Genomic DNA, 24,820 nt, shown 5'->3' on the forward strand with positions numbered 1-24,820 from the left:
TACCTCCTTATTTACCGCGGTTCGGTTCAGCTCCAATTTCATACACTTTTTCTGCGAGGTCCGTAAACAAAACGCCGTTCAAATGATCGATTTCATGCTGGAACGCTCTCGCGAACAAACCACTGCCCGTAACCGTAAATTCTTTGCCATCGCGGTCAAGACCTTTTACCGTAACCGTTTCGGCTCTGCGAACATCCCCGTTATAGCCTGGAATGCTCAGACAGCCTTCGGGTCCAAATTGCTCTCCTTCCGAGCTTACAATCTCAGGGTTGATCATTTTGATCAGACCGTGATCATCCCCTACATCCACTACAATTAGTCGTTTTAAAATGCCGACCTGCGGTGCAGCGAGACCCACACCATCCGCATCATACATCGTCTCCGCCATATCATCGAGCAGTTTCTGTACATTAGGTGTGATCTTCTTTACTTCCTTGGCTACTTTGTGCAATACTTCATCCGGTTCTTTTACAATCAATCGAATTGACATGCTGCTAAACACCTTCCTATGAACGTAAATATTTCAGGATTTCATCATCCTGCTTCATGTTAATTTATATGTTATGAATCCCGATCCTGAACTACATCAGCATCTGTGGATCGACATCAAGGCTTATAAGCAAATCCTTACCCTGAAAATCCTGCTCCATCTTGCTCGCCATATTTTTCACAAGGCCGATGGCATCAATTTCCCCACGCCATTTTATCATACATTGAAACCTGTATCTATTTTTTAATCGCGGCATCGGTGAGGCGACCGGACCCAGAACATCAAAGGCATCTGAACTAAATCGATCCAGACTGCCGAGCAGCCCCATCTTCTGTGCCTGCTCCTTGAGAAGTCTCGTGTAATTCTCGGCTGCCCTCACAAGGACAGGAAGCTGTTCATGTGAGAATGTCACCAGGATCAGCCGGCAATACGGCGGATACTGCAGAGCACGCCTGTGGCCTAGTTCATCCTTGATAAACGAGAGATAATCATGGCTCCCTGCATGCACAATCGAATAATGATCTGGTGTATAGGATTGCACGAACACCTCTCCCGGCAGCTGATGGCGGCCCGCACGACCGGCAACCTGAGTCAGCAGCTGAAATGTTTTCTCAGCAGCCCTGAAGTCAGGCAAATTCAGCGCTGAATCGGCGGTTATAACACCAACCAGCGTCACGTCCGGGAAATCAAGCCCTTTGGCCACCATCTGTGTTCCAAGCAAAATATCTGCCTTTTTCTCACGAAAAGCTTTGAGCAGCTTCTCGTGGGAGCCTTTTTCGGTCGTTGTGTCCACATCCATCCGAATCACCCGCACGCCAGGGAACAGCTTCGCCAGCTCTTCCTCTACTCGCTGAGTCCCCGTGCCAAAATAACGGATATGCTCGCTGCCGCAATCGGGACAAATCTCAGGAGCGGCCTCCGCATAGCCGCAGTAATGACATCTTAGGTTATTGCTTCGCTGATGAAACGTAAGAGAGATATCACACTCCGGACAACTTGCAACATAGCCGCAGCTACGGCACATCACAAAGGTTGAATACCCGCGGCGGTTCAAGAGAAGTACGGTCTGCTCTCCGCGTTCAATCCGCTCCGCAATTCCTTGATGCAGGGCTCTGCTGAACATCGACCGATTACCGTCCTTCAGCTCCTCCCTCATGTCAATGATCCGTACCTTCGGGAGCTCATTGCCCAAGGCTCGGTAGTTCATCTCCATTAGAACCGGGGCAAACTCATCACTAGCTTGTGACCTGGCAGCATAGTAGCTTTCAAGTGATGGCGTTGCGGAGCCCAAGATAACTGCTGCTCCGTGCTGCTTGGAGCGTTCTACTGCCACATCTCTTGCATGATATTTCGGCGTCTCCTCCTGCTTATAGGAGGTCTCATGCTCTTCATCAATGATGATCAGTCCCAGTTGATCAAACGGAGCAAACACAGCAGATCGTGCACCGATGGCCACTTTAACCTTGCCTTCACGGATTTTTCGCCACTCATCATATCTCTCTCCGCCTGATAGCCTGCTGTGCATAACGGCAACCTGGTCACCAAAACGTCCCTTAAATCTTTCAACCATCTGCGGTGTAAGTGAAATCTCAGGAACGAGCACAATGGCCTGACGGTTCTGCTTAATGCATCGCTGAATGGCCTGAAGATATACTTCCGTCTTACCGCTGCCTGTCACGCCATGCAGCAGAAATACGCCCTGCTCACGTTTATCCAGTTGTCTTGCAATCCGGTCATAGACTGCCTGCTGTTCCGCGGTGAGCGGAAGCGGCTCAGTTGGCTTGAAATCACGTCCACGGTATGGGTCGCGGAACACTTCCAATTCAGAGATCAAGATCAATCCCTTGTCTTCAAGCCCTTTCACTGTGGCGGCAGACACTTGGAGCGCAGACAGCACATCTTTAAGCGGCATTGGGAGCAGTTCCTTCGCTTCAAGCAAAAAAGATAAGACCTCTTTTTGCCGCTTGCCTTTGGCCGGAAAGTCAGCAAGCGCCTCCTCAGCCTCTCTATCGCTTACAGCAAGATTAACCGCCTTGAGCATCTTCTTCTGCAGCTTGTCCTTGATCATCTGTTCCTCATGCAGGAGGCCGCTGCGAATCAATCGCTTGATTTCCTTTGAATAATCCGGATACCGATGACTGAGATGATCCAGTGTCACCTGTTCCTTGCTCCGTACATATCGAATGATTTCATCCTGGATGGATGGTTCCTCCTGCCGTTCCGGGAGCGCAAATAATACAGGACTGTCATTTGCAGCCTGTGATACCTGCACGGTCTGCTCCTGTAATGGCTCGAACCCTTCTGAAACAGAGATATAACGCTTGGATTTACCCTTCAGCGCAGTCGGAATCATCGCCTGCAAGGCCATAATGGCACTACAGGCGTAATGCTGGCTCATCCATCTGCCAAGCTCAACCAGATCAGGCGACAGCGGCGGAACCAGATCCAGGAGCTCGGCAATCGGCTTCAGCTTGAAGTCTGTGGTTACTGCCTCTTCCAGCCCTACAACAAAGCCCTGAACCGTTCGATGTCCAAAAGGAACACCGACACGACTGCCTACCTCTACCCAGCCCTGAAGCGATTCGGGAATCAAGTAATCAAAAGTGCGGTCCACGTCTTTGGCTGGCACGTCTACTATCACTTTTGCAATATTCACAAGCTCACTTCCTCCCATCCATTCGGGAGGCTGCGATCAGCAGTACTTGTCGTGCTACTTCTTCTTTGGCAGTCACAGGAATTTCTTTAACCAAGCCCTGCCTGTCAAAAATTTTAACCGCATTTGTGTCTGTCCCGAACCCAACACCCTCTTGGGTAACGTCATTAGCAACGATCAGGTCCGCATTTTTACGCTCCAGCTTGGAAGCCGCATGTTGCTCCAGGTCATTCGTTTCTGCAGCAAAACCGATCAAGTATTGATGCGTTTTGGCTTTTCCCAGAGATTCGAGAATATCAACCGTCTTGACGAGCTCAAGCGTCAGTGTCTTGCCGCTCTTCTTGATCTTCTGCTTGGCCGCCTCCAGCGGACGATAGTCAGCAACTGCAGCCGCCTTAACTACGATATCACTCTGATCCCAATGCTCAAGTACTGCTCGATACATATCATCTGCAGACTGGACAGGAACAACCGTTATTCCTTCTGGATACTTTACTTGCATATTTGCCGCTATTAGCGTGACCTCGGCTCCCATGGCTTTGGCTGTTTTGGCAAAAGCAACCCCCATTTTGCCCGAAGAATCATTGGTAATGTATCTAACAGGGTCAATTCGTTCAATGGTACCGCCTGCTGTAACTACCATTTTTTTGCCAGACAGGGTCTTGCTCGCTTCATCCTCTTTAAAAAAACGCTCAATTACATCCACGATCGTCTCAGGCTCTTCAAGCCGCCCTTTTCCGATATAACCGCAGGCTAGCTGACCTACCCCCGGCTCAATAAAATGCACACCACGTGAATATAAGGTATTCATGTTCTCGATCACGGCTGGATGCTCATACATGTGTACATTCATGGCTGGAGCAACCATCACCGGAGCCGTCGTTGCGAGCAGTGTTGTTGTCAGCATATCATCTGCAAGTCCATGAGCCATCTTGGCAATCACATTCGCTGTTGCCGGTGCAACAAGGACCAGATCTGCAGTGTCTGCCAGGTGAATATGTGAGACAAACGATGCATCACGTTCATCAAAGGTATCTGTATATACCGGATTTCGTGATAAGGACTGAAGGGTCAGCTCTGTAATGAACTCCTTGGCGGATGCCGTCATGATGACGTGCACCTCTGCCCCCTTCTGCACCAGCTTACTCGTCAGCGCAGCCGCCTTATAAGCTGCAATCCCTCCTGAAACACCGAGCACGATTTTTTTACCGTTCAGCATATGTGCTCCCCCTGTTCTTATTAAGATTTGGGACTTATGCGAATTACGCGTCTAAAGAAAAAAATAACAACCTTGCGGTTGTCACTTTTATTAGGGCTGTACATTATTCGTATTTCGAATATAGGTTATGACTGGCTGTCTTGTTCTACTTCTTCTGGCTGTCTTGTTCTACTTCTTCTTCTTCGTCATGGCCTTTCTCTACACGTATAAAATCACCATAAATTTCTTCAAGTGCAATACCGACTTGTTTATGGGATTTCGGGTTTCTGAGCTCGGACTTCTCACCTTCGCGCAGCTGTCTGGCACGTCTGGAAGCTGCAACCACCAGAGAGTATTTACTGTCTACCTTGTTCATCATTTCATCAATAGATGGATATAGCATGGAGCATTCCTCATTTCGATTTACTATTTATTTTACAATGTTCGGCGATGATGATCGATTCTATTCGTTTGCAGGCCAAATCAATTTCATCATTGACGACTGCATAATCATATTGCTGCAGCAAACTGATCTCCTGCTCGGCAACGGACATGCGGTGTTCAATTGTCGCTTGATTCTCGGTGCCTCGGCCTTGAATTCGATCCTTCAATTCATCAAGAGATGGAGGCAGCAGGAATACGAAAATACCTTCCGGGAACTTTTCTTTTACTTTTAGAGCTCCTTGGACTTCAATCTCCAAAATGATATCTTTGCCGGAATTAAGGGTCTCCTCTACGAAATCACGCGGGGTTCCGTAATAGTTGCCCACATACTCCGCATGCTCCAAGAGCTGATCCTTCTCGATCATATCAAGAAACTGCTCTTGACTCTTGAAAAAATAATTGACTCCGTTCTCCTCACCAAGTCTTGGTTGGCGAGTTGTAGCTGACACAGAATAGATGAGTTCAGGAACTCGTTTTCTTAGAGCCGTGCATACGGTTCCTTTTCCAACACCGGACGGTCCTGATAATACAATTAGTAATCCCTTAGACATATTACACTCCATTTTATTCGTCGTTGTCATCGTCTTTAGAAGATAAACGATGGGCAACCGTCTCCGGCTGCACTGCAGACAGGATCACATGATCACTGTCCGTAATAATTACTGCACGTGTTCTGCGTCCATATGTAGCGTCGATCAACATGTGACGATCCCGTGCTTCCTGTATAATTCTTTTGATTGGGGCGGATTCAGGACTAACAATAGAAATGATGCGATTCGCCGAAACGATATTACCGAATCCTATATTTATGAGTTTAATTGCCATATTCAGGTTCGTCCCCCTATTACTGGTGTAATCTTTGCAAAACTGAATCAATTTCATAAATCATTAAAAGGTGAATTTGAAACTATATATAGACAAACAAAATCATTTTGATCTATATATACCCTCAATTGAAGCAGCTAAAGGTATTATGAAATTGATTCAACTAAGTGTTCATTGCCTATTCTAAATTCGCAGCTTGTTCTCTGATCTTCTCCAGCTCGGCCTTCATCTCGACCACCAGATTAACCAGCCCCAGGTGGTGAGCTTTGGTACCGATGGTGTTGACTTCACGATTCATCTCCTGGATCAAGAAATCAAGCTTGCGCCCTATAGGCTCACGCATGGTGAGCAGCTCTTCGCACTGAGCCATATGACTAGAGAGACGAGTCAGCTCCTCATCTATGTTGGATCGGTCGGCAAAAATCGCGATCTCCATGCCAAATTTATGTTCATCGAATGGTGCATCAGAAATTTCGGTTAATCGCTGTTTCAGCTTGCTTCGATACTCCGTCACTACAGCAGGTGCTAATTGGATCATCGCTGCATGATGAGCCTGCAGACTCATTATTCGCGACTTCAGATCAGCGGCGAGATGATTTCCTTCACGAGAGCGCATATCAAGCAGCTCGTCAAGTGCAAGTGCAAGACCTTCCTGCAGCGCAGTCTCCCAGTTCTGGTCCTCAAAGACCGAGAGACTGCTCATCTCCTCAGAATTCACAAACACACCAGGCAGCTGCAGCATTTCTGAAATGGTCAGATTCCCCTTCATCCCGAAGCTGGACTCAAGCTCCCCTGAGGCCTCGAGATAGGAAGCAACCATCTGCTTATTCAACACAGTGCCTCTGCTGCTGCTGTCATCAAATTCCCTCGTAATGAATACATCAATCCTGCCTCGTGCAAGTTTACGCTGTACCATCCTGCGAAGCCCGTCTTCGAAACGACTCCATTCCCTTGGCATCCTAAAGACGACTTCACAATATCTATGGTTTACGGATTTGACTTCAAATTGTACCTTATACCCGCCATAGCTGAGCAAATATTGACCGTATCCGGTCATACTGAATGACATCGGCATCACATCCATTATACTATTGTATCGGATAATACAGGCTTAAACAAGTACGATAATCAAGGGGGATTAGCCATTAATTCATACCATTATTGCCTAATTCAGGGCTTCCTATTAGAATCTACATACATTATTTATTTGCACTTCATGCACGGGCATCCTCTAAATGACCCATCAAAAACTTAAACAGGAGATCTGCATATGAAAACAGAACTGAAACTTATTGTTCGTCCTACCGAGATTGATGTCAACGGCCACGTAAATAATGCAAAATATCTAGAATACCTGGAGTGGGCACGAGATGAATGGTATGAAGCTGGAGAGCTGTCTTACAAAACGCTGCTTGAGCTTGGCTGTCAGACGGTCACCGTTAATATCAATATTAACTATCGCAAGGAATGCCTTCAAGGTCAGCTCCTTACCGTGACAACAGAACAAGACAGCGCCCGGAATTCAAGTTATGTGCTCAGGCAAACGATATTAAATGAAGCCCAGGAGATCTGCGCAGACGCTCTCATTACAAGCGTAACCATCGACCCTTCCACTCGAAAAAGCAGACCGATACCGGAACAGCTGCGGAACCTTTTCTCTTCATGATCGAGCATGTACTGGATCTTACCATTTATATGATGATTAAAAAGCAACAGCACAAAAGCCCGTACCTGCTATATTCAGCTCAGCAGGCACGGACTTTTTTCTCACTCGTGATACTCTATTTGGTCGTTCTTATAAATAAACTGGCAACGTAAATATCGGCTGTTGCTGTATATCTAAATCTGCTTATTTTTCTATGCCTTAATCGCGCGGCCTGACTTCTCCCACACATAATGAGTCAGCTCTTCACTCATTCCATAGAACATGAACGGAGTCATAATATAGATTCCATTAAAATGCTCCATCGCCACATCCAGCAGTTCCTTCGCTATCGTCGTACCCACCTTGCGGCCCTCTTCGCCTTCAAGCCCTGCCATTCTCTCTCTGACTTCATCCGATAATTGAATCCCTGGTACCTCGTTGTGCAAATATTCCGCATTCCGTCCACTGGCAAGCGGCATAATTCCAATAAATATCGGAATGTCCAAATGGCTCGTTGCTTCCTTGAGCTGTACAATCAGCTTAGGATCATAGATTGGCTGGGTCATAATATAATCTGCACCGGCAGCAATCTTCTTCTCCAAACGCTGTACTGCCTTCTCCAGATACTTCACATTGGGATTGAATGCGGCACCTACAACAAAGTCTGCCTTCTGCTTAAGCGGTTTACCGGAGAAAGCTATTCCGCTGTTCAGCTGCTTAATCATCCGTATAATTTCAAATGATGTCAAGTCATACACCGAGCTTGAATCCGGCAGGTCTCCGAATCTGGAGGGATCTCCGGTAACCGCAAGCACATGATCAATGCCCAGGGCATCAAAGCCCATAAGATGAGACTGTGTTCCAATCAAATTCCGGTCCCGGCAGGCGATATGAATCAGCGGTCTCAGTCCAATCTGCTCCTTCGCCAGATAGCCGAGCGCCATATTGCTCATCCGGGTTACTGCCAGAGAGTTGTCAGCCAGCGTCAATGCATCGACACCAGCCTTCTTCAGGGTTTTGGCCCCTCTTAGAAATTTTTGAATATCAAGATCACGCGGCGGATCAAGCTCTACGATGACGGTGTGGCGTTCTTTAACCAAATCTACAATCGTAGGCTCTGTTCGAATCGTGCCTGCTGAGCTTCCATCAGCAAGTATCTCGGTGACAGAAACCGGAATTGGCAGAAGCTCTTCATCCACTACGGTTAGTGGAGCTGGCACATAATTATCAAGTGCTGAAACCATTGCCTTGATGTGCTCCGGTGTCGTACCGCAGCATCCGCCGATAATCCGTGCATTCAAGTCAGCAAACCGGACTGCGTTCTGACCAAAGTACTCCGCAGAAGCACCATACCGATACACCCCGTCAACATACTCCGCCAGACCGGCATTCGGGAATACCGACATCGGAATCCCTAGATTCTGAACCGATTCCATTACCCTCATAATGCTGCTCGGGCCTGTCCGGCAGTTAAATCCGATCACATCCGCGCCTTCTTTATATAGAATGGAAAAAGCTTCGGGCATCGTGAATCCGTCAAACGTGCGACCGATATCGTCAATAGCAAACTGGCAAATAATCGGCAGCTCGGTTAATTTCCTGACCTGTCTTATTGCAATTACAAGCTCCTCCACGTCATAGAACGTTTCCAGGAGTACACCATCGATTCCCTCATCAACAAGAACAGAAATTTGCTGTTCAAAATTAAAATTCAGCTTAGCAGCCGAAATGTCTGCTCTCTTTCCTGCACGAATGGCTCCGACAGCACCTACAACAAAACCTTTATCGCCCATCGCTTCTCGTGCGACTCTCACACCGGCTCTGTTAATCGCTTCAACTTGATCTTCAAGACCATACTTGGATAAGTTAACGTAGTTAGCTGAGAACGTATTTGTTTCAATAAGTCGTGCTCCTGCCTCAATGTATCTGGAATGAACATCACGAACCATATCGGGCGATATCAAGTTCAATTCTTCGTATGAAACTCCGACCGGAACGCCCATTTTATAAAGCTCTGTCCCCATGGCGCCATCGCCTATAATGACTTCATTTTTCAACACCTCACGTAAATCCGCCATCGTTCTCCTCCCGCCAATTCCAATTTGTTCACACTAATGTAACACATATGGGAGGATTGTTTAAGCAATGATTTTGCATAAATTCCAAATACAACAATAAAATCGACTATTACGATAGGTAATTAATGAATTAATATTATTTTATAAGGCCCAAGGTAACAATTTCACATGCCCCAACTGGCATGTTGATCACAGCGGATCTCTCGAAATTCTCCGGAGTAACCTGTTCTTCTCGCTCTTCAAGAATATTTCTCTTATAGCAGGAGCTATAACTATTACTCTTTAATTCCAGTGCTGTTTCATTGGCACTCATGTTATACCAGCGAAGCATCAAGTCATTCGACTCTTCATTTACCTTCTATAGAAGAAAAGGCCAGGTTCGGGCTGTCCCAATTGATCACTGCATGGCTGGGTGCAACTGTACCTGTATGCACATCGGTTTGAACCGCTGTCCATGGAATCTGAAACTGGTCAGACTTACTAAAGATTGCTGATGCTGCGTATTGCTCGGATTCTCCCATTCTGCAGCAGGATGGTTATCCCGCTCAGCAATTTCAAACATTGAGTCGGCATGATGAACAGAGGACGCATATCCGTAGGAAATAAAATCCGCAGCCTGTGATCCTTTGCCTGATTATTGAAGGTGGTCTCGATCTTCACTGCTTTTCCACTTCGTTCAAGTGACAGAATCGTACGGATCGCAAGAGGAATCATCTGTTCTGTGCGTCCTGATGTCCGATTCGGATAATAGATCAGCTCCCGTTGTTCTAAATCCAGCGTATCCTCTGCAGAGGCAGGGACTTCCCACTCATGCGCAATTTCAATGGATGCACGATAGGATGTATCCTCCAGCACGCATACTTTCGGCTCAGCAGTCGACCTCCAAGAGGGCTACTGCCCATACTCATGGATACAGCCCGAGAGCGCCTTAAGCTCGGCTGAATCGATCGGCTGTAGACCAGACTGATCATGGCGTACCCCCGAGCCGAAGTGAATCTCAGTTACACCCGTTTGCTCAATAAAGTCCATGATCGTCTCCCTCTTCAAGCCACTGCCGGCTAAAATACGGAGCTGGCTGGCTGCTGTCTGTTCCACAAGTCTGCGAATTTGCGGAATCGACTGAGGAGCAGGATTTGGACCACCCGAGGTCAGTACTCTCGTTACTGCAGGATACTTCGCAAGAGTACGGAGGCCTTCCAGCTGATCCTCCAGCTCATCAAAGGCGCGATGAAACGTCACCTGCATATCACCAGACGAGCTCAACAGCTGTTCCAGTGTTTGTTCGTCAATCTTTCCATCTGGCGTCAATGCACCAAGTACAATACCTGCCGCCCCCGTCTGTCTAATGGCTTCAATTTCGGAGACCATCGTTTCCACATCGGACTTACTATAAACGAAGGAACGGCTATGCGGACGCACCATGACATGAACAGGAATGCTCACAGACTTCACCACTTGTGAAACAAGACCGATTCCTGGGGTCAATCCGCCCTCAGTAATGGCCGTAATCAGCTCCAATCGATCTGCACCGTACTTCTCGGCCGTAACAGCATCATCCACCGTCGTTGCTATAATCTCTAACAGCATCAATATCCACTCCTTGTCTAACACCACTATTTAATATAATTCCATAAAAAAAGCACGCCCATCAACCAAAACGATAAGTTGATGGGGATGCCTTCAGATTTACAAAGTAATTCGATTACATTAGTTCGTAGTTCCTGTATATACAATCTCAGCAGGTCCGGTCATGTACACGTGGTTATTTGCCTCACTCCATTCAATATACAGGTCTCCGCCCTTGAGACTGATCCATGCTTCACGATCCGTTACTCCGTTCAGAACAGAGGATACCAAGGTAGCGCAAGCGCCGGTTCCACAAGCAAGCGTAGGTCCAGCACCGCGTTCCCATACACGCATATCTACATGCCTGCGATCCTTCACCGTTGCGAACTCAACATTCGTTTTGTTAGGGAACAATGGATGTACCTCCATCTTGGATCCCCAAGCGGCCAGATCAAAGTTGACTGCGTCATCAACATAAATAACACAGTGCGGGTTACCCATAGATACTGCAGTGAACCGGAAGCCGCTGCCTCCGACCTCAATAGGTTCATTCACAACTGGGTTAGCATCAATCGTCGTCGGCACCTTAAGGCCGTCAAGTACAGGTTCTCCCATATCAACCCGCACCGTCTCCACTTTGCCGTCCTTTACAGTCAGCTGAACGGGCTGTACACCTGCACCGATCGTAAGGATCGTAATCTCTTCCCGGTCTATATGCCCGTTATCATATACATATTTGGCAACACAGCGAATAGCATTGCCGCATTGTTCAGCCTCCGTACCATCAGAATTAATGATGCGCATTTGGAAATCCGCAGCATCGGAAGGCAAAATATATACAAGGCCATCTGCACCGATCCCAAAGAACCGATCGCACCATTTTATCGCCAGCTCTGCCGCGTTTGCGGGAAGCTCTTGTTCTCCATAAATGACAACAAAGTCATTTCCTAGCCCATGCATTTTCGTAAATTCCATGAAGTAACTCCGCTCCTTTTGGCATTCCAGATCGAACTAACCCCTATTATAAATGGCTCATTCTATCTAGCCAAGCTGTTCATCTCAAGCATCCTCCTAATATAGGATAAGCATTCGACTTTTTTCTTCAGGATAGCATATCTCAAGGAGCGAAGGAAATCTACTTTATGCTGAAAACTTTGTACTTTTCGGTGTGTAGCCTCCGGTTGTCAGTCTCCGGCGATTACGGCGTCCACCCCATACACTGCCGATTCCAAGCAGGAATGTAGGAATCCCGGCGGCAACGATGACGAGAGCCCATTCTCTGAGGTCAAGCGGTACCGTTTTGAAGATCGGCTGTAACTGAGGTGTGTACATCACGACAAGCATGAGAATGACAGATGAGAGAACCGCAAGAACCAAATATTTATTCTGCAGCGGATTGCGATGGAATATGGATCTTGAGCTTCGGCAGTCAAATACATGGATAAGCTGTGCCATAACAAGCGTTGCAAAAGCAACGGACTGGGCCTTAACAAGCTGCCCTTCACTATCTGGTGCGGCCTGCAACGTTAGCCAGAATGCCCCCAGCGTACATAATCCGATCAGCACACCACGGCTAATTATCTTCCAGCCCAGTCTTCTTGCAAAAATATTTTCTTTAGCAGAGCGCGGCTTATGCTCCATTAGATCTTTTTCCGGCTGGTCAACACCTAGCGCCATAGCTGGCAGACCGTCGGTCACGAGATTGACCCATAGAATCTGAATCGGCAATAGTGGCAGCGGAAGACCCGCCATCATGGCGAAGAACATCGTCAATATCTCTCCGACATTGGAAGCCAGCAAATAACGAATAAACTTCCTAATGTTCTCGTATATATTTCGCCCTTCCTCAATAGCTGAGACAATGGTAGAGAAATTGTCATCACTTAATATGAGAGCAGAGGCTTCCTTGGTTACATCCGTACCTGTTATCCCCATCGCAATCCCAATATCTGCGGCTTTGATCGCAGGGGCATCATTCACTCCATCTCCTGTCATAGCAACCACATGACCTTTGCGCTGAAGTGCTTTTACGATTCTAAGCTTATGCTCCGGAGATACTCTTGCATAAACATAGGTTTGCTCGACTTCATTGTCCAGCTCATCATCACTTAGTGAAGCAAGGTGCTGACCTGTCAGTACCTTGCCATCCCGCGGCAATATCCCAAGCTGATGCGCAATCGCCTCCGCTGTCATGGAATGGTCTCCCGTAATCATGACCGTCTTGATTCCGGCTCTTCTGCATGTTGCGATGGCATCGCGCACTTCCTTGCGTGGAGGATCAATCATCCCTGCGAGACCAACAAAGATCAACTGGCTTTCCGCTTTATGCTCACTATCTACGTGTTCCTCCGGCTTCACGTCACGATAGGCCATGCCAAGCACCCTCAAAGCTGAGCTTGCCATTCTCTCTCCCTCTGCGGTCACTCTCTGTCTCAGCGTCCCGGTAAAAGGCACCACCTTGCCTTCCCACATGATGTAGGTGCATTCCTGTATTAACACATCCGGTGCACCTTTAGTAAAGATAAGCCTTCCGCCTTGATGCCTCATCATCACTGACATCAGCTTCCGTTCCGAGTCGAATGGGAACTCCTGCACACGCTCATATAAGCCAGACAGGCTTTGCGGAGATACACCCGCTTTGGAGGCAAGCGTAACCAGTGCCCCTTCCGTCGGGTCTCCCTTCAGCCTCCATTCCGTCTCCTCCAGCATCTTCTTGCCGTTTCGCATATCTCCCGCCTGAACCTCTTCAATCTGCGCATTGTTGCAGAGCGCACTGATTTGGAACAGTCTGCGAAGAGATTGATCACTCTTGAGATCTACGAGTTGGTCTTGATACGTAATTTGTCCGGAAGGGCTGTAGCCTTCCCCGGACACCTTCAGATGACGGCCGCCCTGCCAGACATCCGTCACCGTCATTTTGTTCTGCGTCAGCGTTCCTGTCTTATCCGAGCAAATAACCGAAGCGGAGCCTAGCGTTTCAACCGAAGGAAGCTTGCGGACAATCGCCTTTCGTTTAATCATACGCTGTACACCCAGTGCAAGTGCAATCGTTACAATCGCCGGCAGTCCTTCAGGGATTGCAGCGACCGCAAGACTCACCCCTGCCAGGAACATCCCTATTGCCGGTTGTCCATGCAGAATACCTGCCACAACAACCAGAACAGTAAGCACCAGGGCAACAACGATTAATATTTTGCCTAGCTGCTCGAGTCTGCGCTGCAAAGGCGTCTCCTGCGCTTCGGTATTCTGGATCAGATCAGCAATTTTACCCATTTCGGTATCCATACCGGTGCGAATCACGATTCCCTTTGCTGTTCCTCTGGTCACCATCGTGCCCATGAAACCGATATTCTTCTGATCACCGAGCGGAATATCCTCTTGCTGAATGATTCTGCTATGCTTACTTACTGGCACAGATTCTCCCGTAAGCGCAGATTCTTCAACATCACAGTTGCTGGCTGCAACAAAGCGAATATCTGCCGGAACGCGATCCCCGCTCTCCAGCATGATAATATCTCCCTGGACCAAATTTTTGGCCGGTATCTGCAGCACCTTGCCGTTTCGCAGCACTTTAGAAGTCGGCGCAGACAATTTCTTCAGCGCGCTGAGCGATCGCTCGGCACGAAACTCCTGTACAAAGCCAAGGATTCCATTCAGCAGAATAATAGCGATAATAGTGATTGCATCCAGATATTCGCCCAGCAGCCCGGATACAAGCGTGGCCCCAACCAGAACAAGCACCATAAAATCCTTGAATTGATTCAGGAAAAGGGTGATCGGTGAGATCCCTTTCCCTTCGGACAGCTCGTTTGCTCCTGATTTTTTTTGCCTCTCTTCCGCATCTGCCTCTGTCAGACCTATCTGCGGGTCAACATCCAGGCTGGCCCCAAGATCCTCTATGCTCATCTGATGCCAATTCTTATGCTCCATCACGTACAGTTTCCCCTCCCGGTCTTTAGTCCTGTGCCTGTCCAGTGTCATGACGTGCCCGAATCAAAATAGGATTCATATACTTCATAAGCAGTGCCAATCCTGCCGGACAAACTTCTAACATTACTGTATTCGGACAAGGGCTGAATTATCACATCTAAAGAGCTCTTAAGTTTTTATCAAAACTATGGCATGATAGTAAGAAGTGGATCTAGCCTTATCTCGGCTACGAACCAAAGCTTAAGATGGGAGAACACTAAATTATGGCACTAGACGGAATCGTCGTCCGCGCTATTGTAGACGAACTGCAAGCCTGTGTTGGCGGACGCATCAATAAAATACATCAACCGAATACGCATGACATTGTGATCAGCCTTCGCGCAGGTCGGGAGAATGCCAAGCTGCTGCTGTCGGCAAGCCCAACCTATCCTCGCGTTCATTTTACAGAACAAACATTCATTAATCCGACGGAAGCCCCCATGTTCTGTATGCTGATGCGCAAGCACTGTGAGAGTGGAATTATTGAAAAGATCAGTCAGGTCGGTATGGAAAGAATTATTCACATCGACGTAAGGCAGCGAGACGAGCTGGGGGATGTATCTGTAAAACGGATTATTATTGAACTGATGGGACGGCACAGCAATATTATATTGCTCGATCCTGCATCAGGCACCATGATGGATGGGATACATCATGTCACTCCCGCCATTAGCAGCTATCGAGTGATCATGCCCGGATTTTCTTATACCGAGCCGCCTCAGCAGAACAAGCATCATCCATTAACAGCCGACTCATCCGTCTTCGAGGCCTTCACAGCCTATGAAGGGACAGCTGCCAAGTGGTTTGTCGACACCTTCAGCGGTATAAGTCCGCTCATAGCCGAGGAAATTGTGTTTCGCGCGGGGCTTAGCGGAGAGTCGAAGTCTGAGGCGCTGCCAAGATTGATCCAAGCCTTTGGCGAGGTGATGTGCCTTGTCTCTGCATACCAGTTCAGCCCCGTCATCGGTCAAAATACGAAGGGGAAGATGGTCTTTTCGGCCATTCCTCTTACACATCTGAGCGGAGAGTCAACCCCGTACTCATCCATCAGCAAATGCATGGAGGCCTATTATGGTGAAAAGGCTGAGCGAGACGCGGTCAAACAGAAGGTGAGCGATCTGCTCCGCTTTTTGCAGAACGAGCGCAACAAAAATGTGAAGAAGCTGGACCACTTACAGAAGGATCTTGCCGAAGCAGATGATGCTGATCAATATCGAATCTTCGGTGAGCTTCTATTCGCATCTCTGTATGCTATTCAGAAGGGGGACAAGGAAGCTGTACTTCCTAACTTCTATGATGAGGAGCAGAAGGAAGTGAGAATTCCGCTTGATCCGCTTCTTACACCTTCGGACAACGCACAGCGCTACTTCAAGAAGTACAACAAATATAAGAATAGTCTGCAGATCATCGAGGATCAGCTGAAAAAGACACGTGAAGAGATTGATTATATGGACAATTTACTGCAGCAGCTGTCCATTGCCTCCATGAACGATATAGAGGAAATTCGCGAAGAACTGGTGTCGCAGGGATATCTACGGGATCGCAGCAAGAAAGGCGCTAAGAAAAAGAAGAAAAACAATTTGCCAACACTGCATGTGTTCACTTCATCGGAAGGCATTGAAATCTGTGTGGGCAAAAACAATCTGCAAAACGAATACTTGACGAACCGTCTTGCAAGCTCAGGAGATACCTGGCTGCATACGAAGGATATTCCCGGCTCGCATGTTGTCATCCGGTCGAGTACTTTTGGTGAGGTGACTCTTGAAGAAGCTGCTCAGCTGGCGGCATATTACAGCCAAGCCAAAGAATCCAGCAGTGTTCCCGTTGACTACACCCTCGTCAGGCATGTGAAGAAACCCAGCGGCGCAAAGCCCGGTTGTGTTATTTATGATAACCAGAAGACGTTATTTGTTACGCCTGATGAGGAGCGAATCAAACAGCTCCCGAGTGTTATCAAGAACGGATCCTGACTTAGATAAGCTAATTTGAATAAGTGAAGATTAACAAAACACCTTCAAGAAAATGTACCCTTTTCACAAGGAGCGCACTCTTGAAGGTGTTTTTTAATATTTGAGATGATTCAGATGCTTCAGGTATTTTAGGTGCTTCAGCTTCACGTTACGCTGCAGTTTACTTCCCGCTTAACTGTTCCAGAACTTCTGCATCCACGGTCACGCTGCCCAGATCTCCATGGAACACGACACCTTGTCTCTCCCCATGAAAATCTGACCCGCCTGTCATGACAAGGCTGTATTTTTCAGCCATAGCTCTGTATCGCGTTTCTTCCGCAGGGCCATGATCAGAGTGATAGACCTCAATGCCCTCGGGCTTACCCTGCTCAATCATTTGGTTCACCAGCTCATCGTCCCCGTACAGTCCGGGATGAGCAAGAACAGGCTTACCGCCGGCCTCTCTAATCCATTCCATAGCTTCAGCAGGGGATATACGCGGAACACTGACGAATCCCGGCTTCCCTTCAGCCAGATAGAGATCGAACGCTTCGCGCATGTTCTTTACATAGCCTTTATGAACGAGTGTATCCGCAATGTGTGGACGCCCAATCGTCTCATCCTTATCCAAAGGTCTATTCATTACGCCGATCACATCATCCATCGTCACCGATAGTCCAAGCTCCTGCAGCTTCTCTAGAATACGCGTATTCCGCTCTTCCCTGGTGCGCCTTAGTGATTCGAGCCGCTCAAGAAATTTGGAGTTGTGTATGTCAACAAAATAGCCAAGAACGTGAATATCCTTACCTCCGGCCCGGGTACTGATCTCAACGCCTGGAATGACCTGGATGCCGTATTGTACTCCAGCTCTCACGGCTTCCTCCACACCGGAGACAGTGTCATGATCCGTAATAGCCACAGCAGCAAGACCTCTGGCTGATGCAAGCCGGACATTGTCTGTAGGTGACTGCATGCCGTCTGATGCCAGCGTATGGGTATGCAAATCGCAGCGATCTGTTCTCTTCTCCATAGACATATTAAGAATACTCCTTTCAATTAATCCGCTCATTAGAAACGTTTAATCGTAGCTCTCGTCTAATGAATGAGCCTGCTTTTTTAAGTAATTCAAAAAGGTCACCGCCGAAATGGGCAGCATGGATGATTTAGAATACACCTCATAAAATTCTCGTTTGAACTCAATGTCCTTCAGCTCCAATATCTTTAAGAGACCGAGTGTGACTTCATGCTTCACAGAAGAAGGAGAAATAATCGTAATTCCCACACCGGCCTCGACAGCTGATTTAATAGCTCCAGTGCTGCCAAGCTCCATCACGGTGTTCAGCTTTGCCGGGTCCACTCCATGCTCACGGATTGCATCCTCCATGACTTGCCTTGTCCCAGATCCCTTCTCACGCACAATAAATGGATATTCAAGCAGATCATGCAGCCTAATCTCTTCCTTATACGTCAATGGATGATTGCCTGGAACAATCAGCTTCAGCTCATCATGCATGGCAGGCTGAACGATCAAATCCGGGTGAGAGAGCGGCGCTTCAATCATTCCAAAATTCAGCTGATGCTTCATAATCCCATCAATAATCTGAGTTGTATTCATCACATTCATGACAATAGATATGTCAGGATGCTTCTTGCCGAAGGGTCCAAGCAGACGGGGCAGGACATATTCACCAATCGTCAGGCTGGCGCCGATTAACAATCTTCCCTGCAGCTTGTCCGTAAAGGAAGACATGGCTTCATCTGTTTCACGGAACAGCTCCATGCTGCGCAAGGCATAAGGGAGCAATGCTTCTCCTGCCTCCGATAATTCGATCTTCTTCGTTGAACGATGAATCAGCTTCGTTCCGAAATAATCCTCCAGTGATTGAATTTGCATCGTCACTGCTGGTTGTGTCATATGTAAAGCCTGTGCCGCTGCAGAGAAGCTCCCTTTATCCGCAACGGTATAAAAAATATGTAGCTGGTGAAAGTTCATCTTGGTTTACTCCCCCTTAAACTCTTCCCTTATTGTAACCGATCCACAAAAAAAAGTGTGCAGATCTGATCTGCACACTTTTAAAACGAAGCTATTATTCAAACGAAGCTATATCGTCTAGGCTCACTGCTACTTTCTCTTACGACTGTTCTTCACTAGCGTCATCCGTCTTGAATGCCGCAGCCAGGAATAGTAGGTCTTCAAGTCGCGCAGTTCAATCGTTTCTGACATCCGTCCAAGGAAAGTGACAATGATCATTTTGTGAAGCGGATTCCCTGTAATATCATACTCACCAGGCAATTCAGAGAATTCAGCAACCACGACCAGATCGCCATCAATGAGATAAACGTCTTGCTCATTCCGATAGTAGGGTGAAATCCTGTTCTGCTTGAGGCACTCCCAGAGCCATGCTGCGATGTTCTCAATATCGTTATTATCCTGTCTTACTCGGTCTACAAATCTTAGCTTAGCATGGTTCGTAATGACAATATCAGCTACTCTCTTATCACCTAGAGCCACATAAAAAGGTTCGTAAGTGCTCCAGCGCTGCATCAACTTGTCTCGCATGGGATATCACTCTCCACAAGATAGGTCTTTCTATCTACATATTTATCCAATATATTACAACATAAGTCCCGATAGCTCAAGGCAAAATTGCTTCATTTGATGAGAAATTTGAGTTATTAGTATGTCAATCGAAAAAATCATCCGACGACAGCCCTATCTGACACCCAAAAAAGCGTTGTTTCATCAGAAAATTATAAAAATAAAGAGCGGCCTATTGGGCCGCTCCGCCGGATTGTATATGAAATTCCCTCCTGATGTCTTTAACACCAGGTTAAATCCCGCCATAAAAGCTGGTTTTGTCCGGAATGTCTTTACTGTACTCCGTTTTAATCTCATTTCGGTATGAACGTTCAATCTTGCGAACATAGGAGAGTCTTTTGACATTCTTCATTGTATCCTCTGCACGTTCTGCGTTCACATACATTACTACGTAATGCATTCTTCTTGAGATGTAATGTACTGTTCCATATTTTTCAAGATTGCGAGCAGCTTTTAGATCACTGACCCATATGATATATCCTGTTCGCTGTGCAAACATGCGAAATTCCCCTCTTCTTCAGATTTTGCAAGTCTTATGAATCAATTTCATAATACCTTTAGCTGCTTCAATCAAAGGTATATATAGATCAAAATGATTTTATTTGTCTATATAGTTTCAAATTCACCTTTTTAATGATTTATGAAATTGATTCAATATCTGTCTATTGCAAAATCCTCCCTATCCCGGCATCGGCGTTCATCAGAACAAGTCAGCCGCAGCCGCAGCTTCCGCCCCCGCTACAGCCGCGCTTTGGTGAAGGATCGTTGCTAGGAACTTTAATGGAATTTGAAACGGAAAAAGCGATCGTTTCAGACATCTGATGCAGCATATCGTCTAGCTGTGCCTCAGCTTCCTTAAAACGTCTAACCTCTTCAAAAGCTTCAAGCTGATCTTCCACAGCCTTAACTTCGTCTTTGGCACTATGATAATTGGGGTGGAAATGCCCAAAGCGCTCCGTTTCCGCAAATAGTTCCTTCTTGTCAGAAAGACGTCGGACCCATTCTTGTATTTCCGGATTCTGCCGAACCCGCTCTTTCCAATATAAATAATCTGTTACTAACGTAGATTGGTTAATCATATCGCCTAGTTCATAGGCGTATGACAGCACTTGGGCCATATCAACCGTATTTAGCTCAGATACGCTCATGAAAATTCATCCCGATCTATATCAAAGTTCCATTTCTCTTAGGAAAAGGACTATATATATCATAACATAAGAGCCTATACATAAGAAGAGTTTTGTCTTCATATTGCTGGCTAATTAACTTATTTTGGTAAAATAAGGGACATTTTTGTCCATTCTGACGGTACAAGTGTACTCTTCTCAGCTACGTTTATCGCTCGACCCGGTGCAAAATAGCCGTTTACAGACCAAGGTTTTCCTCTGCCAATGGACTCAGGAATAAATTCTCTTCGTGTTCCTGCATATTCTAAGCCTAGTCTGATACGCCATGAAATCGCCTGCTGAACAATTTGCTTAGCCGTTGAAGGATGATATTCCCTCCATTCCTCATACCAGGATTTCGGGATGGACTTGAAGTCAGGCATCAGGCTTGAAATGTCGGGTGTATCCTCCACCATTTCATAGTAGTGTAAATTGTTTCCGGTATATACGAACCCTTGTTTGCCTGTTTCTGTATGAAATCTCATAGGGAGCTCCGCCCTCTCATTCGTCAGCGGATAGGCGCGTGTATCAGGACTAAGGCCTTTAATTCCCTTCGCAGGGGCGAGACCCATGGAAGCCAGATTTTTTTGTATTTCGCTCAGCTTGTCCTTGTTTATAATGAAATGATTCGGGCCAATACGTTCCACATCTGTACCCCACATCGAATAGGAGGGATGAGCTTCAATAGCATCCGCATCCTTCTGATTGGCACAGCGCAGCAGAATAACAGCTTCCAAAGTCGTCTTTCCGAGCTCTGCTCCCCATTGCTCAAGCGCTAATCGAACATGTTCTGGTACACTGGTCTCGCTGTATTGTTCAAGCCACTCCATTACCGTATCCGGGCCGAGACCATGCTCAGCCGCCAGATGAAGCCGTTCCTTCGTCAATTTGTATATGGACATTCGATCCCTGGACCGGAGCTCTGCACAGCCCTCCAGAATCCACCTTAAACGTTTGGAAGTGTTTGGCGGCACCATAACTTCATAGTCGGGTTGTACGAAGATCCCTGAACGATCCTCTTCTGGATCCTCGCCCTGTCCTTCTTCATAATCAACAGGCTCCTCGAATCGAAAATAAGGAGTGCCGTTCTCAGAGGAACCAAATTCTCCATAGCCAAAGGCAGCAAGCAGACGTACCCAGCCTTTGGCAAAATCAGCAAGCTGAGTGTATGTCATCTGCCCTGCAAATCCGTTATCCACTATGCATGTACAGAGCATATCCAGACTCAGCCATGACAGTCCAGCCCCCCTTCTTCCACAGCAGGTAAGCAAACTGCGAAAATGCTGAGCTCCTGGGCTTGATGATCCATATCTCTCCACCGCAATATGATAAATGTTCTGCCTCATCTGCTCATTAGACAGGTACAGCCAGCTGTCCAACACATGTTCATCAATAGTGATCTGCCCTTCCTCCTTTCGTACCAGACCCAAGCTAAACAGCAGATCCATGATGACTGCGATATGCACCGGATAGACATCGGGATGGGCATACGATAGAGAAAGCTCTTCGAAATCGGAAGATTGAAAAATGGTCATTTCCCCCAGCTTGCCCAGCGTCTTCTTATGTATCGTCCCTTTTGCAGTCAGAGGCATTCCGTGAATCGCAATATAGGACAGAATATGAATGACTTCACCTGTAATATCCGATTTCGCTTCAAGAAGGACATGCTCCACTATCGAATCATGATCATTGGACAGGGGCAGCATAGGCAGTAGGGTTAGTTCTGTCAACCATATTAAATACGCAGAAGGAATATAGTAGATTTGCTCCCCCCACGTTTTTTTCACCGTCTTCAACAAATGAAGCTCTCTTAACCGAAGGACTGCGAGATCCAGCTCCAGTCCGCTAAGCTCACTGGCCAGCTCCTCCCGTAGAGTATCCAGCTGCAGCGCTGAACTGCCAAACAGCTGGAAGGCTGTCAAATACAGCTGCCTCTCCTTCTGCTTCAATTGCTTCATATTTTCCTCAAACGCAATTTGTTCTGGATTAGGCATTTTATAAGGTGGCCTCCTTCTCTCCGGCTACATGATATTCATACCCCTGCTCAATAAGGAACATCTGCCTCTTTAACGCAAAATCCTGCTCTCTTGAATCCTTGGTTACCAATGTATAGAAATAAGCTTTATTAGCCCCTTCCTTGGGCCGCAGTATTCTTCCAAGACGCTGTGCTTCTTCCTGACGTGAGCCGTAGCTTCCTGATACCTCAATTGCGAGTGCAGCATCAGGTAGATCAATGGCAAAATTAGCGACTTTTGAAACAATCAGCGTAGAAATTTTTTTTCTTCGAAAATCGGCAAACAAACGGTTTCTCTCCTGCTGAGAGGTAGCACCCGTTATTAGCGGCACCTGTAATTCTGCGGCAAGAAGCTTCAACTGACCTACATATTGACCGATAATGAGGGCAGGCAGATCTGGATGACTCTCAAGCAATCGCTTCACTACAGGGAGCTTGGCTGGATTCTCAGAAGCCAGTCTAAATTTCTGTCTCGGCTCGGCATACAAATATTTTTGCTTCAGCTCGTCCTCCATCGGCACCCGTACCTCTCTGCAATCCACCTCAGCGATCCAGCCCTGCAGCTCAAGCTCTTTCCAGGGCATGTCATAACGCTTCGGACCAATGAGGGAAAATACATCCTGCTCGCAGCCGTCTTCCCGGACCAAAGTTGCGGTGAGACCAAGTCTTCTCGTAGCCTGGATGTCTGCCGTAGCCCGAAATACAGGAGCAGGGAGCAAATGCACCTCATCATATATGATGAGCCCCCAGCTGCGCTCCCCGAACAATTTCATATGTGTAAACTCATCATTTTGATTTTTTCGATGGGTCATAATTTGATAGGTTGCCACGGTAACAGGCCTTACTTCCTTCGTCTGCCCCGAGTATTCGCCTACAGAGGCTTCCGGAATGGTTGTCTTCTCATTAATCTCCCTGATCCATTGTCTTACAGAGGTTGTATTGGAAGTCAGAATGAGAACCTCACATTGCAAACGTTCCATGACTGCGATTCCGATAATGGTCTTGCCTGCGCCACAAGGGAGAACAAGCACACCACTTCCTCCAAGGCCATCTGTTCCTTCAAAAGCATTTGCAGCTTCCATCTGATACTCGCGAAGATGAAATTCATTGTTGTCCTTGCCCTGTTCCATGGATTTCCACGAGAAGGCAAGCGGACTGCCATGCTTATACCCAGCCTGGTCCATAACAGGATAACCGATACGAATAAGCTGCTGTTTGATCAGCCCGCGGTCCTTCTTCGAAATTTGAAGCTTCGTATCGGACAATCGTTCAAATGAATATGAGGATAACGACTTATGTGACTGGATCTGGTCAATCCATTTGGCCTCTTCACTAACAAGTATGCATTCTCCGGTTTCATCATCAGATTGCAGCCTTAATTTTCCATACTTCTTTACAATGTCTCTAATATCCTGAATAAGCGAGGCAGGAATATTCCATCTGGACACCATCACAAGGCTGTTCAAGACATCGTCAGCGCTGTATCCCATAGCAGCAGCACTCCACAGTGTGAGCGGCGTCATTTTATATGTATGAAAGGCAGGAGGGCTCTTCACCAGCTCCGCATAAGGTGCGATTAATTCTCTAGCGGTTTCATAGTTTGGATGGCCCGTCTCAAGTAAAATGGTGAAATCCCGCTGCACAATACAAGCTTTGTCTGCGTTCATATCTCTTCTCCTTCCAAAGCAAGAAAAGTCCAAATTCGCATGGGCGAAAATGAACTTTTCTGGCACATTTCATGCAAGTGGATGCTGTATCAATGTAAATGCTCCGAAATCTGTGTCAATGCCTCACCAGCATTATCAGTAAGCAGATGAGTAACCGCCAAATCACCCAAAGATACGATACCAATCAATTGATCCTGCTCCATAACCGGAACTCTTCGAATCTGGTATTTGGCCATCAACTCAGCTGCTTCATCTGCTGTTGTATCCTTCGTAACGGTATGAACCTTCTTCGTCATGACCTCTTCAACCCCGGTTGACCCGGAATGCTTGCCCGCATACCCCCGGAGCACAAGATCGCGATCTGTCACGACACCCACCAGCTTATTGCTATTCTCGGTTTCTACGATTGGAATAAAGCCTGTATCCTGATCCTTCATCATAACTGCGACATCATAGATATGTTTATCTGCCGAAACTGTCGCTACTCCGGTAGACATCACTTCGGACACCATTTTCTTCGTCATCATAAGCCCTCCTAATTATGAAATTCAAGCCTT

Annotated in this window: 22 protein-coding genes; 2 read left to right on the forward strand and 20 right to left on the reverse strand. The window is 47.1% G+C overall.

The features are described 5' to 3' along the window. Positions 1–7 precede the first annotated feature (7 nt). The 7 genes from def to BM415_RS12255 all read right to left on the reverse strand — a co-directional run bounded on the left by def (position 8) and on the right by BM415_RS12255 (position 6,679). Positions 8–490, reverse strand: coding sequence for a peptide deformylase (gene def, locus BM415_RS12225; protein WP_091158364.1), 483 nt, complete (start codon positions 488–490; stop codon positions 8–10). Between the two features lie 91 nt (positions 491–581). After that, positions 582–3,164, reverse strand: coding sequence for a primosomal protein N' (priA, locus tag BM415_RS12230; protein ID WP_170862438.1), 2,583 nt, complete (start codon positions 3,162–3,164; stop codon positions 582–584). Beyond that, positions 3,151–4,362: a bifunctional phosphopantothenoylcysteine decarboxylase/phosphopantothenate--cysteine ligase CoaBC gene (gene coaBC / locus BM415_RS12235; RefSeq protein WP_091158367.1), complete on the reverse strand. Its 1,212-nt coding sequence runs from the start codon at positions 4,360–4,362 to the stop codon at positions 3,151–3,153. The genes priA and coaBC overlap by 14 nt, the downstream gene beginning before the upstream one ends. Before the next feature lie 145 nt (positions 4,363–4,507). After that, positions 4,508–4,744, reverse strand: coding sequence for a DNA-directed RNA polymerase subunit omega (gene rpoZ / locus BM415_RS12240; protein WP_091158368.1), 237 nt, complete (start codon positions 4,742–4,744; stop codon positions 4,508–4,510). A 10-nt stretch (positions 4,745–4,754) separates the two neighbouring features. Continuing rightward, on the reverse strand, positions 4,755–5,336 hold the full coding sequence (gene gmk / locus BM415_RS12245; RefSeq protein WP_091158370.1) for a guanylate kinase: 582 nt from the start codon (positions 5,334–5,336) through the stop codon (positions 4,755–4,757). Positions 5,337–5,349: 13 nt separating this feature from the next. Further along, entirely contained in the window at positions 5,350–5,610 is a 261-nt protein-coding gene (locus tag BM415_RS12250; protein WP_006209218.1) for an extracellular matrix/biofilm regulator RemA, read from the reverse strand. Positions 5,611–5,788: 178 nt separating this feature from the next. Further along, a complete protein-coding gene (locus BM415_RS12255; RefSeq protein ID WP_091158372.1) occupies positions 5,789–6,679 on the reverse strand; it encodes a YicC/YloC family endoribonuclease in 891 nt (296 codons plus the stop codon). Between the two features lie 201 nt (positions 6,680–6,880). Here BM415_RS12255 and BM415_RS12260 point away from each other — a divergent pair, with 201 nt between their 5' ends. Next, the gene (locus BM415_RS12260) at positions 6,881–7,276 is read left to right on the forward strand and encodes an acyl-CoA thioesterase (RefSeq protein ID WP_091158374.1); all 396 of its coding nucleotides are present in this window, start codon (positions 6,881–6,883) and stop codon (positions 7,274–7,276) included. Positions 7,277–7,467: 191 nt separating this feature from the next. Here the strand turns inward: BM415_RS12260 and BM415_RS12265 are convergent, their stop codons facing one another. The 5 genes from BM415_RS12265 to BM415_RS12290 form a co-directional block, all read right to left on the reverse strand. Further along, a complete protein-coding gene (locus BM415_RS12265; protein ID WP_091158375.1) occupies positions 7,468–9,333 on the reverse strand; it encodes a bifunctional homocysteine S-methyltransferase/methylenetetrahydrofolate reductase in 1,866 nt (621 codons plus the stop codon). Between the two features lie 480 nt (positions 9,334–9,813). Further along, on the reverse strand, positions 9,814–10,188 hold the full coding sequence (locus tag BM415_RS12275; protein ID WP_091158379.1) for a hypothetical protein: 375 nt from the start codon (positions 10,186–10,188) through the stop codon (positions 9,814–9,816). 36 nt (positions 10,189–10,224) lie between these two features. Next, entirely contained in the window at positions 10,225–10,920 is a 696-nt protein-coding gene (locus BM415_RS12280) for a copper homeostasis protein CutC (protein WP_091158381.1), read from the reverse strand. A 120-nt stretch (positions 10,921–11,040) separates the two neighbouring features. Continuing rightward, complete coding sequence (gene dapF / locus BM415_RS12285; RefSeq protein WP_091158382.1) at positions 11,041–11,874, reverse strand: diaminopimelate epimerase; 834 nt, start codon at positions 11,872–11,874, stop codon at positions 11,041–11,043. 165 nt (positions 11,875–12,039) lie between these two features. Next, the gene (locus BM415_RS12290) at positions 12,040–14,829 is read right to left on the reverse strand and encodes a calcium-translocating P-type ATPase, SERCA-type (protein ID WP_091158384.1); all 2,790 of its coding nucleotides are present in this window, start codon (positions 14,827–14,829) and stop codon (positions 12,040–12,042) included. A 263-nt stretch (positions 14,830–15,092) separates the two neighbouring features. On the opposite strand from BM415_RS12290, the gene BM415_RS12295 reads away from it, so the two are divergent. Next, a complete protein-coding gene (locus BM415_RS12295) occupies positions 15,093–16,838 on the forward strand; it encodes an Rqc2 family fibronectin-binding protein (RefSeq protein ID WP_091158386.1) in 1,746 nt (581 codons plus the stop codon). A 160-nt stretch (positions 16,839–16,998) separates the two neighbouring features. On the opposite strand, the gene BM415_RS12300 is transcribed toward BM415_RS12295, so the two are convergent. The 8 genes from BM415_RS12300 to BM415_RS12335 all read right to left on the reverse strand — a co-directional run bounded on the left by BM415_RS12300 (position 16,999) and on the right by BM415_RS12335 (position 24,787). Continuing rightward, entirely contained in the window at positions 16,999–17,847 is an 849-nt protein-coding gene (locus BM415_RS12300; protein ID WP_091159230.1) for a PHP domain-containing protein, read from the reverse strand. 48 nt (positions 17,848–17,895) lie between these two features. Further along, complete coding sequence (locus tag BM415_RS12305) at positions 17,896–18,810, reverse strand: selenium metabolism-associated LysR family transcriptional regulator (RefSeq protein WP_091158387.1); 915 nt, start codon at positions 18,808–18,810, stop codon at positions 17,896–17,898. 129 nt (positions 18,811–18,939) lie between these two features. Beyond that, positions 18,940–19,377 carry a hypothetical protein gene (locus BM415_RS12310; protein WP_091158389.1) on the reverse strand — a complete coding sequence of 146 codons (438 nt, stop codon included), beginning with the start codon at positions 19,375–19,377 and terminating at the stop codon, positions 18,940–18,942. A 271-nt stretch (positions 19,378–19,648) separates the two neighbouring features. Continuing rightward, positions 19,649–19,915, reverse strand: coding sequence for a YlbG family protein (locus tag BM415_RS12315; RefSeq protein ID WP_047910945.1), 267 nt, complete (start codon positions 19,913–19,915; stop codon positions 19,649–19,651). 211 nt (positions 19,916–20,126) lie between these two features. Then, on the reverse strand, positions 20,127–20,564 hold the full coding sequence (locus tag BM415_RS12320) for a YlbF/YmcA family competence regulator (protein WP_091158391.1): 438 nt from the start codon (positions 20,562–20,564) through the stop codon (positions 20,127–20,129). 119 nt (positions 20,565–20,683) lie between these two features. Beyond that, complete coding sequence (locus BM415_RS12325; protein WP_091158393.1) at positions 20,684–22,576, reverse strand: helicase-associated domain-containing protein; 1,893 nt, start codon at positions 22,574–22,576, stop codon at positions 20,684–20,686. 1 nt (position 22,577) lies between these two features. Continuing rightward, complete coding sequence (locus tag BM415_RS12330; protein WP_091158395.1) at positions 22,578–24,263, reverse strand: DNA repair helicase XPB; 1,686 nt, start codon at positions 24,261–24,263, stop codon at positions 22,578–22,580. Positions 24,264–24,352: 89 nt separating this feature from the next. Beyond that, positions 24,353–24,787, reverse strand: a complete 435-nt coding sequence (locus BM415_RS12335; RefSeq protein ID WP_091158396.1) for a CBS domain-containing protein — start codon at positions 24,785–24,787, stop codon at positions 24,353–24,355. Between the last annotated feature and the right edge of the window lie 33 nt (positions 24,788–24,820).

The organism is Paenibacillus sp. 453mf (assembly GCF_900116105.1).
Taxonomy (GTDB): Bacteria; Bacillota; Bacilli; order Paenibacillales; family Paenibacillaceae; genus Paenibacillus; species Paenibacillus provencensis.

Excerpts from the sequence above, each read along its gene's own strand:
- coaBC (WP_091158367.1), bottom strand. The coding sequence starts at position 4,362 with ATGCTGAACGGTAAAAAAATCGTGCTCGGTGTTTCAGGAGGGATTGCA.
- rpoZ (WP_091158368.1), bottom strand. The coding sequence starts at position 4,744 with ATGCTATATCCATCTATTGATGAAATGATGAACAAGGTAGACAGTAAA.
- gmk (WP_091158370.1), bottom strand. The coding sequence starts at position 5,336 with ATGTCTAAGGGATTACTAATTGTATTATCAGGACCGTCCGGTGTTGGA.
- dapF (WP_091158382.1), bottom strand. The coding sequence starts at position 11,874 with ATGGAATTTACGAAAATGCATGGGCTAGGAAATGACTTTGTTGTCATT.
- BM415_RS12250 (WP_006209218.1), bottom strand. The coding sequence starts at position 5,610 with ATGGCAATTAAACTCATAAATATAGGATTCGGTAATATCGTTTCGGCG.
- BM415_RS12260 (WP_091158374.1), top strand. The coding sequence starts at position 6,881 with ATGAAAACAGAACTGAAACTTATTGTTCGTCCTACCGAGATTGATGTC.
- BM415_RS12315 (WP_047910945.1), bottom strand. The coding sequence starts at position 19,915 with ATGTTTGCACAGCGAACAGGATATATCATATGGGTCAGTGATCTAAAA.
- BM415_RS12255 (WP_091158372.1), bottom strand. The coding sequence starts at position 6,679 with ATGTCATTCAGTATGACCGGATACGGTCAATATTTGCTCAGCTATGGC.
- BM415_RS12325 (WP_091158393.1), bottom strand. The coding sequence starts at position 22,576 with ATGCCTAATCCAGAACAAATTGCGTTTGAGGAAAATATGAAGCAATTG.
- def (WP_091158364.1), bottom strand. The coding sequence starts at position 490 with ATGTCAATTCGATTGATTGTAAAAGAACCGGATGAAGTATTGCACAAA.
- BM415_RS12305 (WP_091158387.1), bottom strand. The coding sequence starts at position 18,810 with ATGAACTTTCACCAGCTACATATTTTTTATACCGTTGCGGATAAAGGG.
- BM415_RS12280 (WP_091158381.1), bottom strand. The coding sequence starts at position 10,920 with ATGCTGTTAGAGATTATAGCAACGACGGTGGATGATGCTGTTACGGCC.
- BM415_RS12310 (WP_091158389.1), bottom strand. The coding sequence starts at position 19,377 with ATGCGAGACAAGTTGATGCAGCGCTGGAGCACTTACGAACCTTTTTAT.
- BM415_RS12335 (WP_091158396.1), bottom strand. The coding sequence starts at position 24,787 with ATGACGAAGAAAATGGTGTCCGAAGTGATGTCTACCGGAGTAGCGACA.
- BM415_RS12265 (WP_091158375.1), bottom strand. The coding sequence starts at position 9,333 with ATGGCGGATTTACGTGAGGTGTTGAAAAATGAAGTCATTATAGGCGAT.
- BM415_RS12295 (WP_091158386.1), top strand. The coding sequence starts at position 15,093 with ATGGCACTAGACGGAATCGTCGTCCGCGCTATTGTAGACGAACTGCAA.
- BM415_RS12300 (WP_091159230.1), bottom strand. The coding sequence starts at position 17,847 with ATGGAGAAGAGAACAGATCGCTGCGATTTGCATACCCATACGCTGGCA.
- BM415_RS12330 (WP_091158395.1), bottom strand. The coding sequence starts at position 24,263 with ATGAACGCAGACAAAGCTTGTATTGTGCAGCGGGATTTCACCATTTTA.
- BM415_RS12290 (WP_091158384.1), bottom strand. The coding sequence starts at position 14,829 with ATGGAGCATAAGAATTGGCATCAGATGAGCATAGAGGATCTTGGGGCC.
- BM415_RS12320 (WP_091158391.1), bottom strand. The coding sequence starts at position 20,564 with ATGAGCGTATCTGAGCTAAATACGGTTGATATGGCCCAAGTGCTGTCA.
- priA (WP_170862438.1), bottom strand. The coding sequence starts at position 3,164 with ATGGGAGGAAGTGAGCTTGTGAATATTGCAAAAGTGATAGTAGACGTG.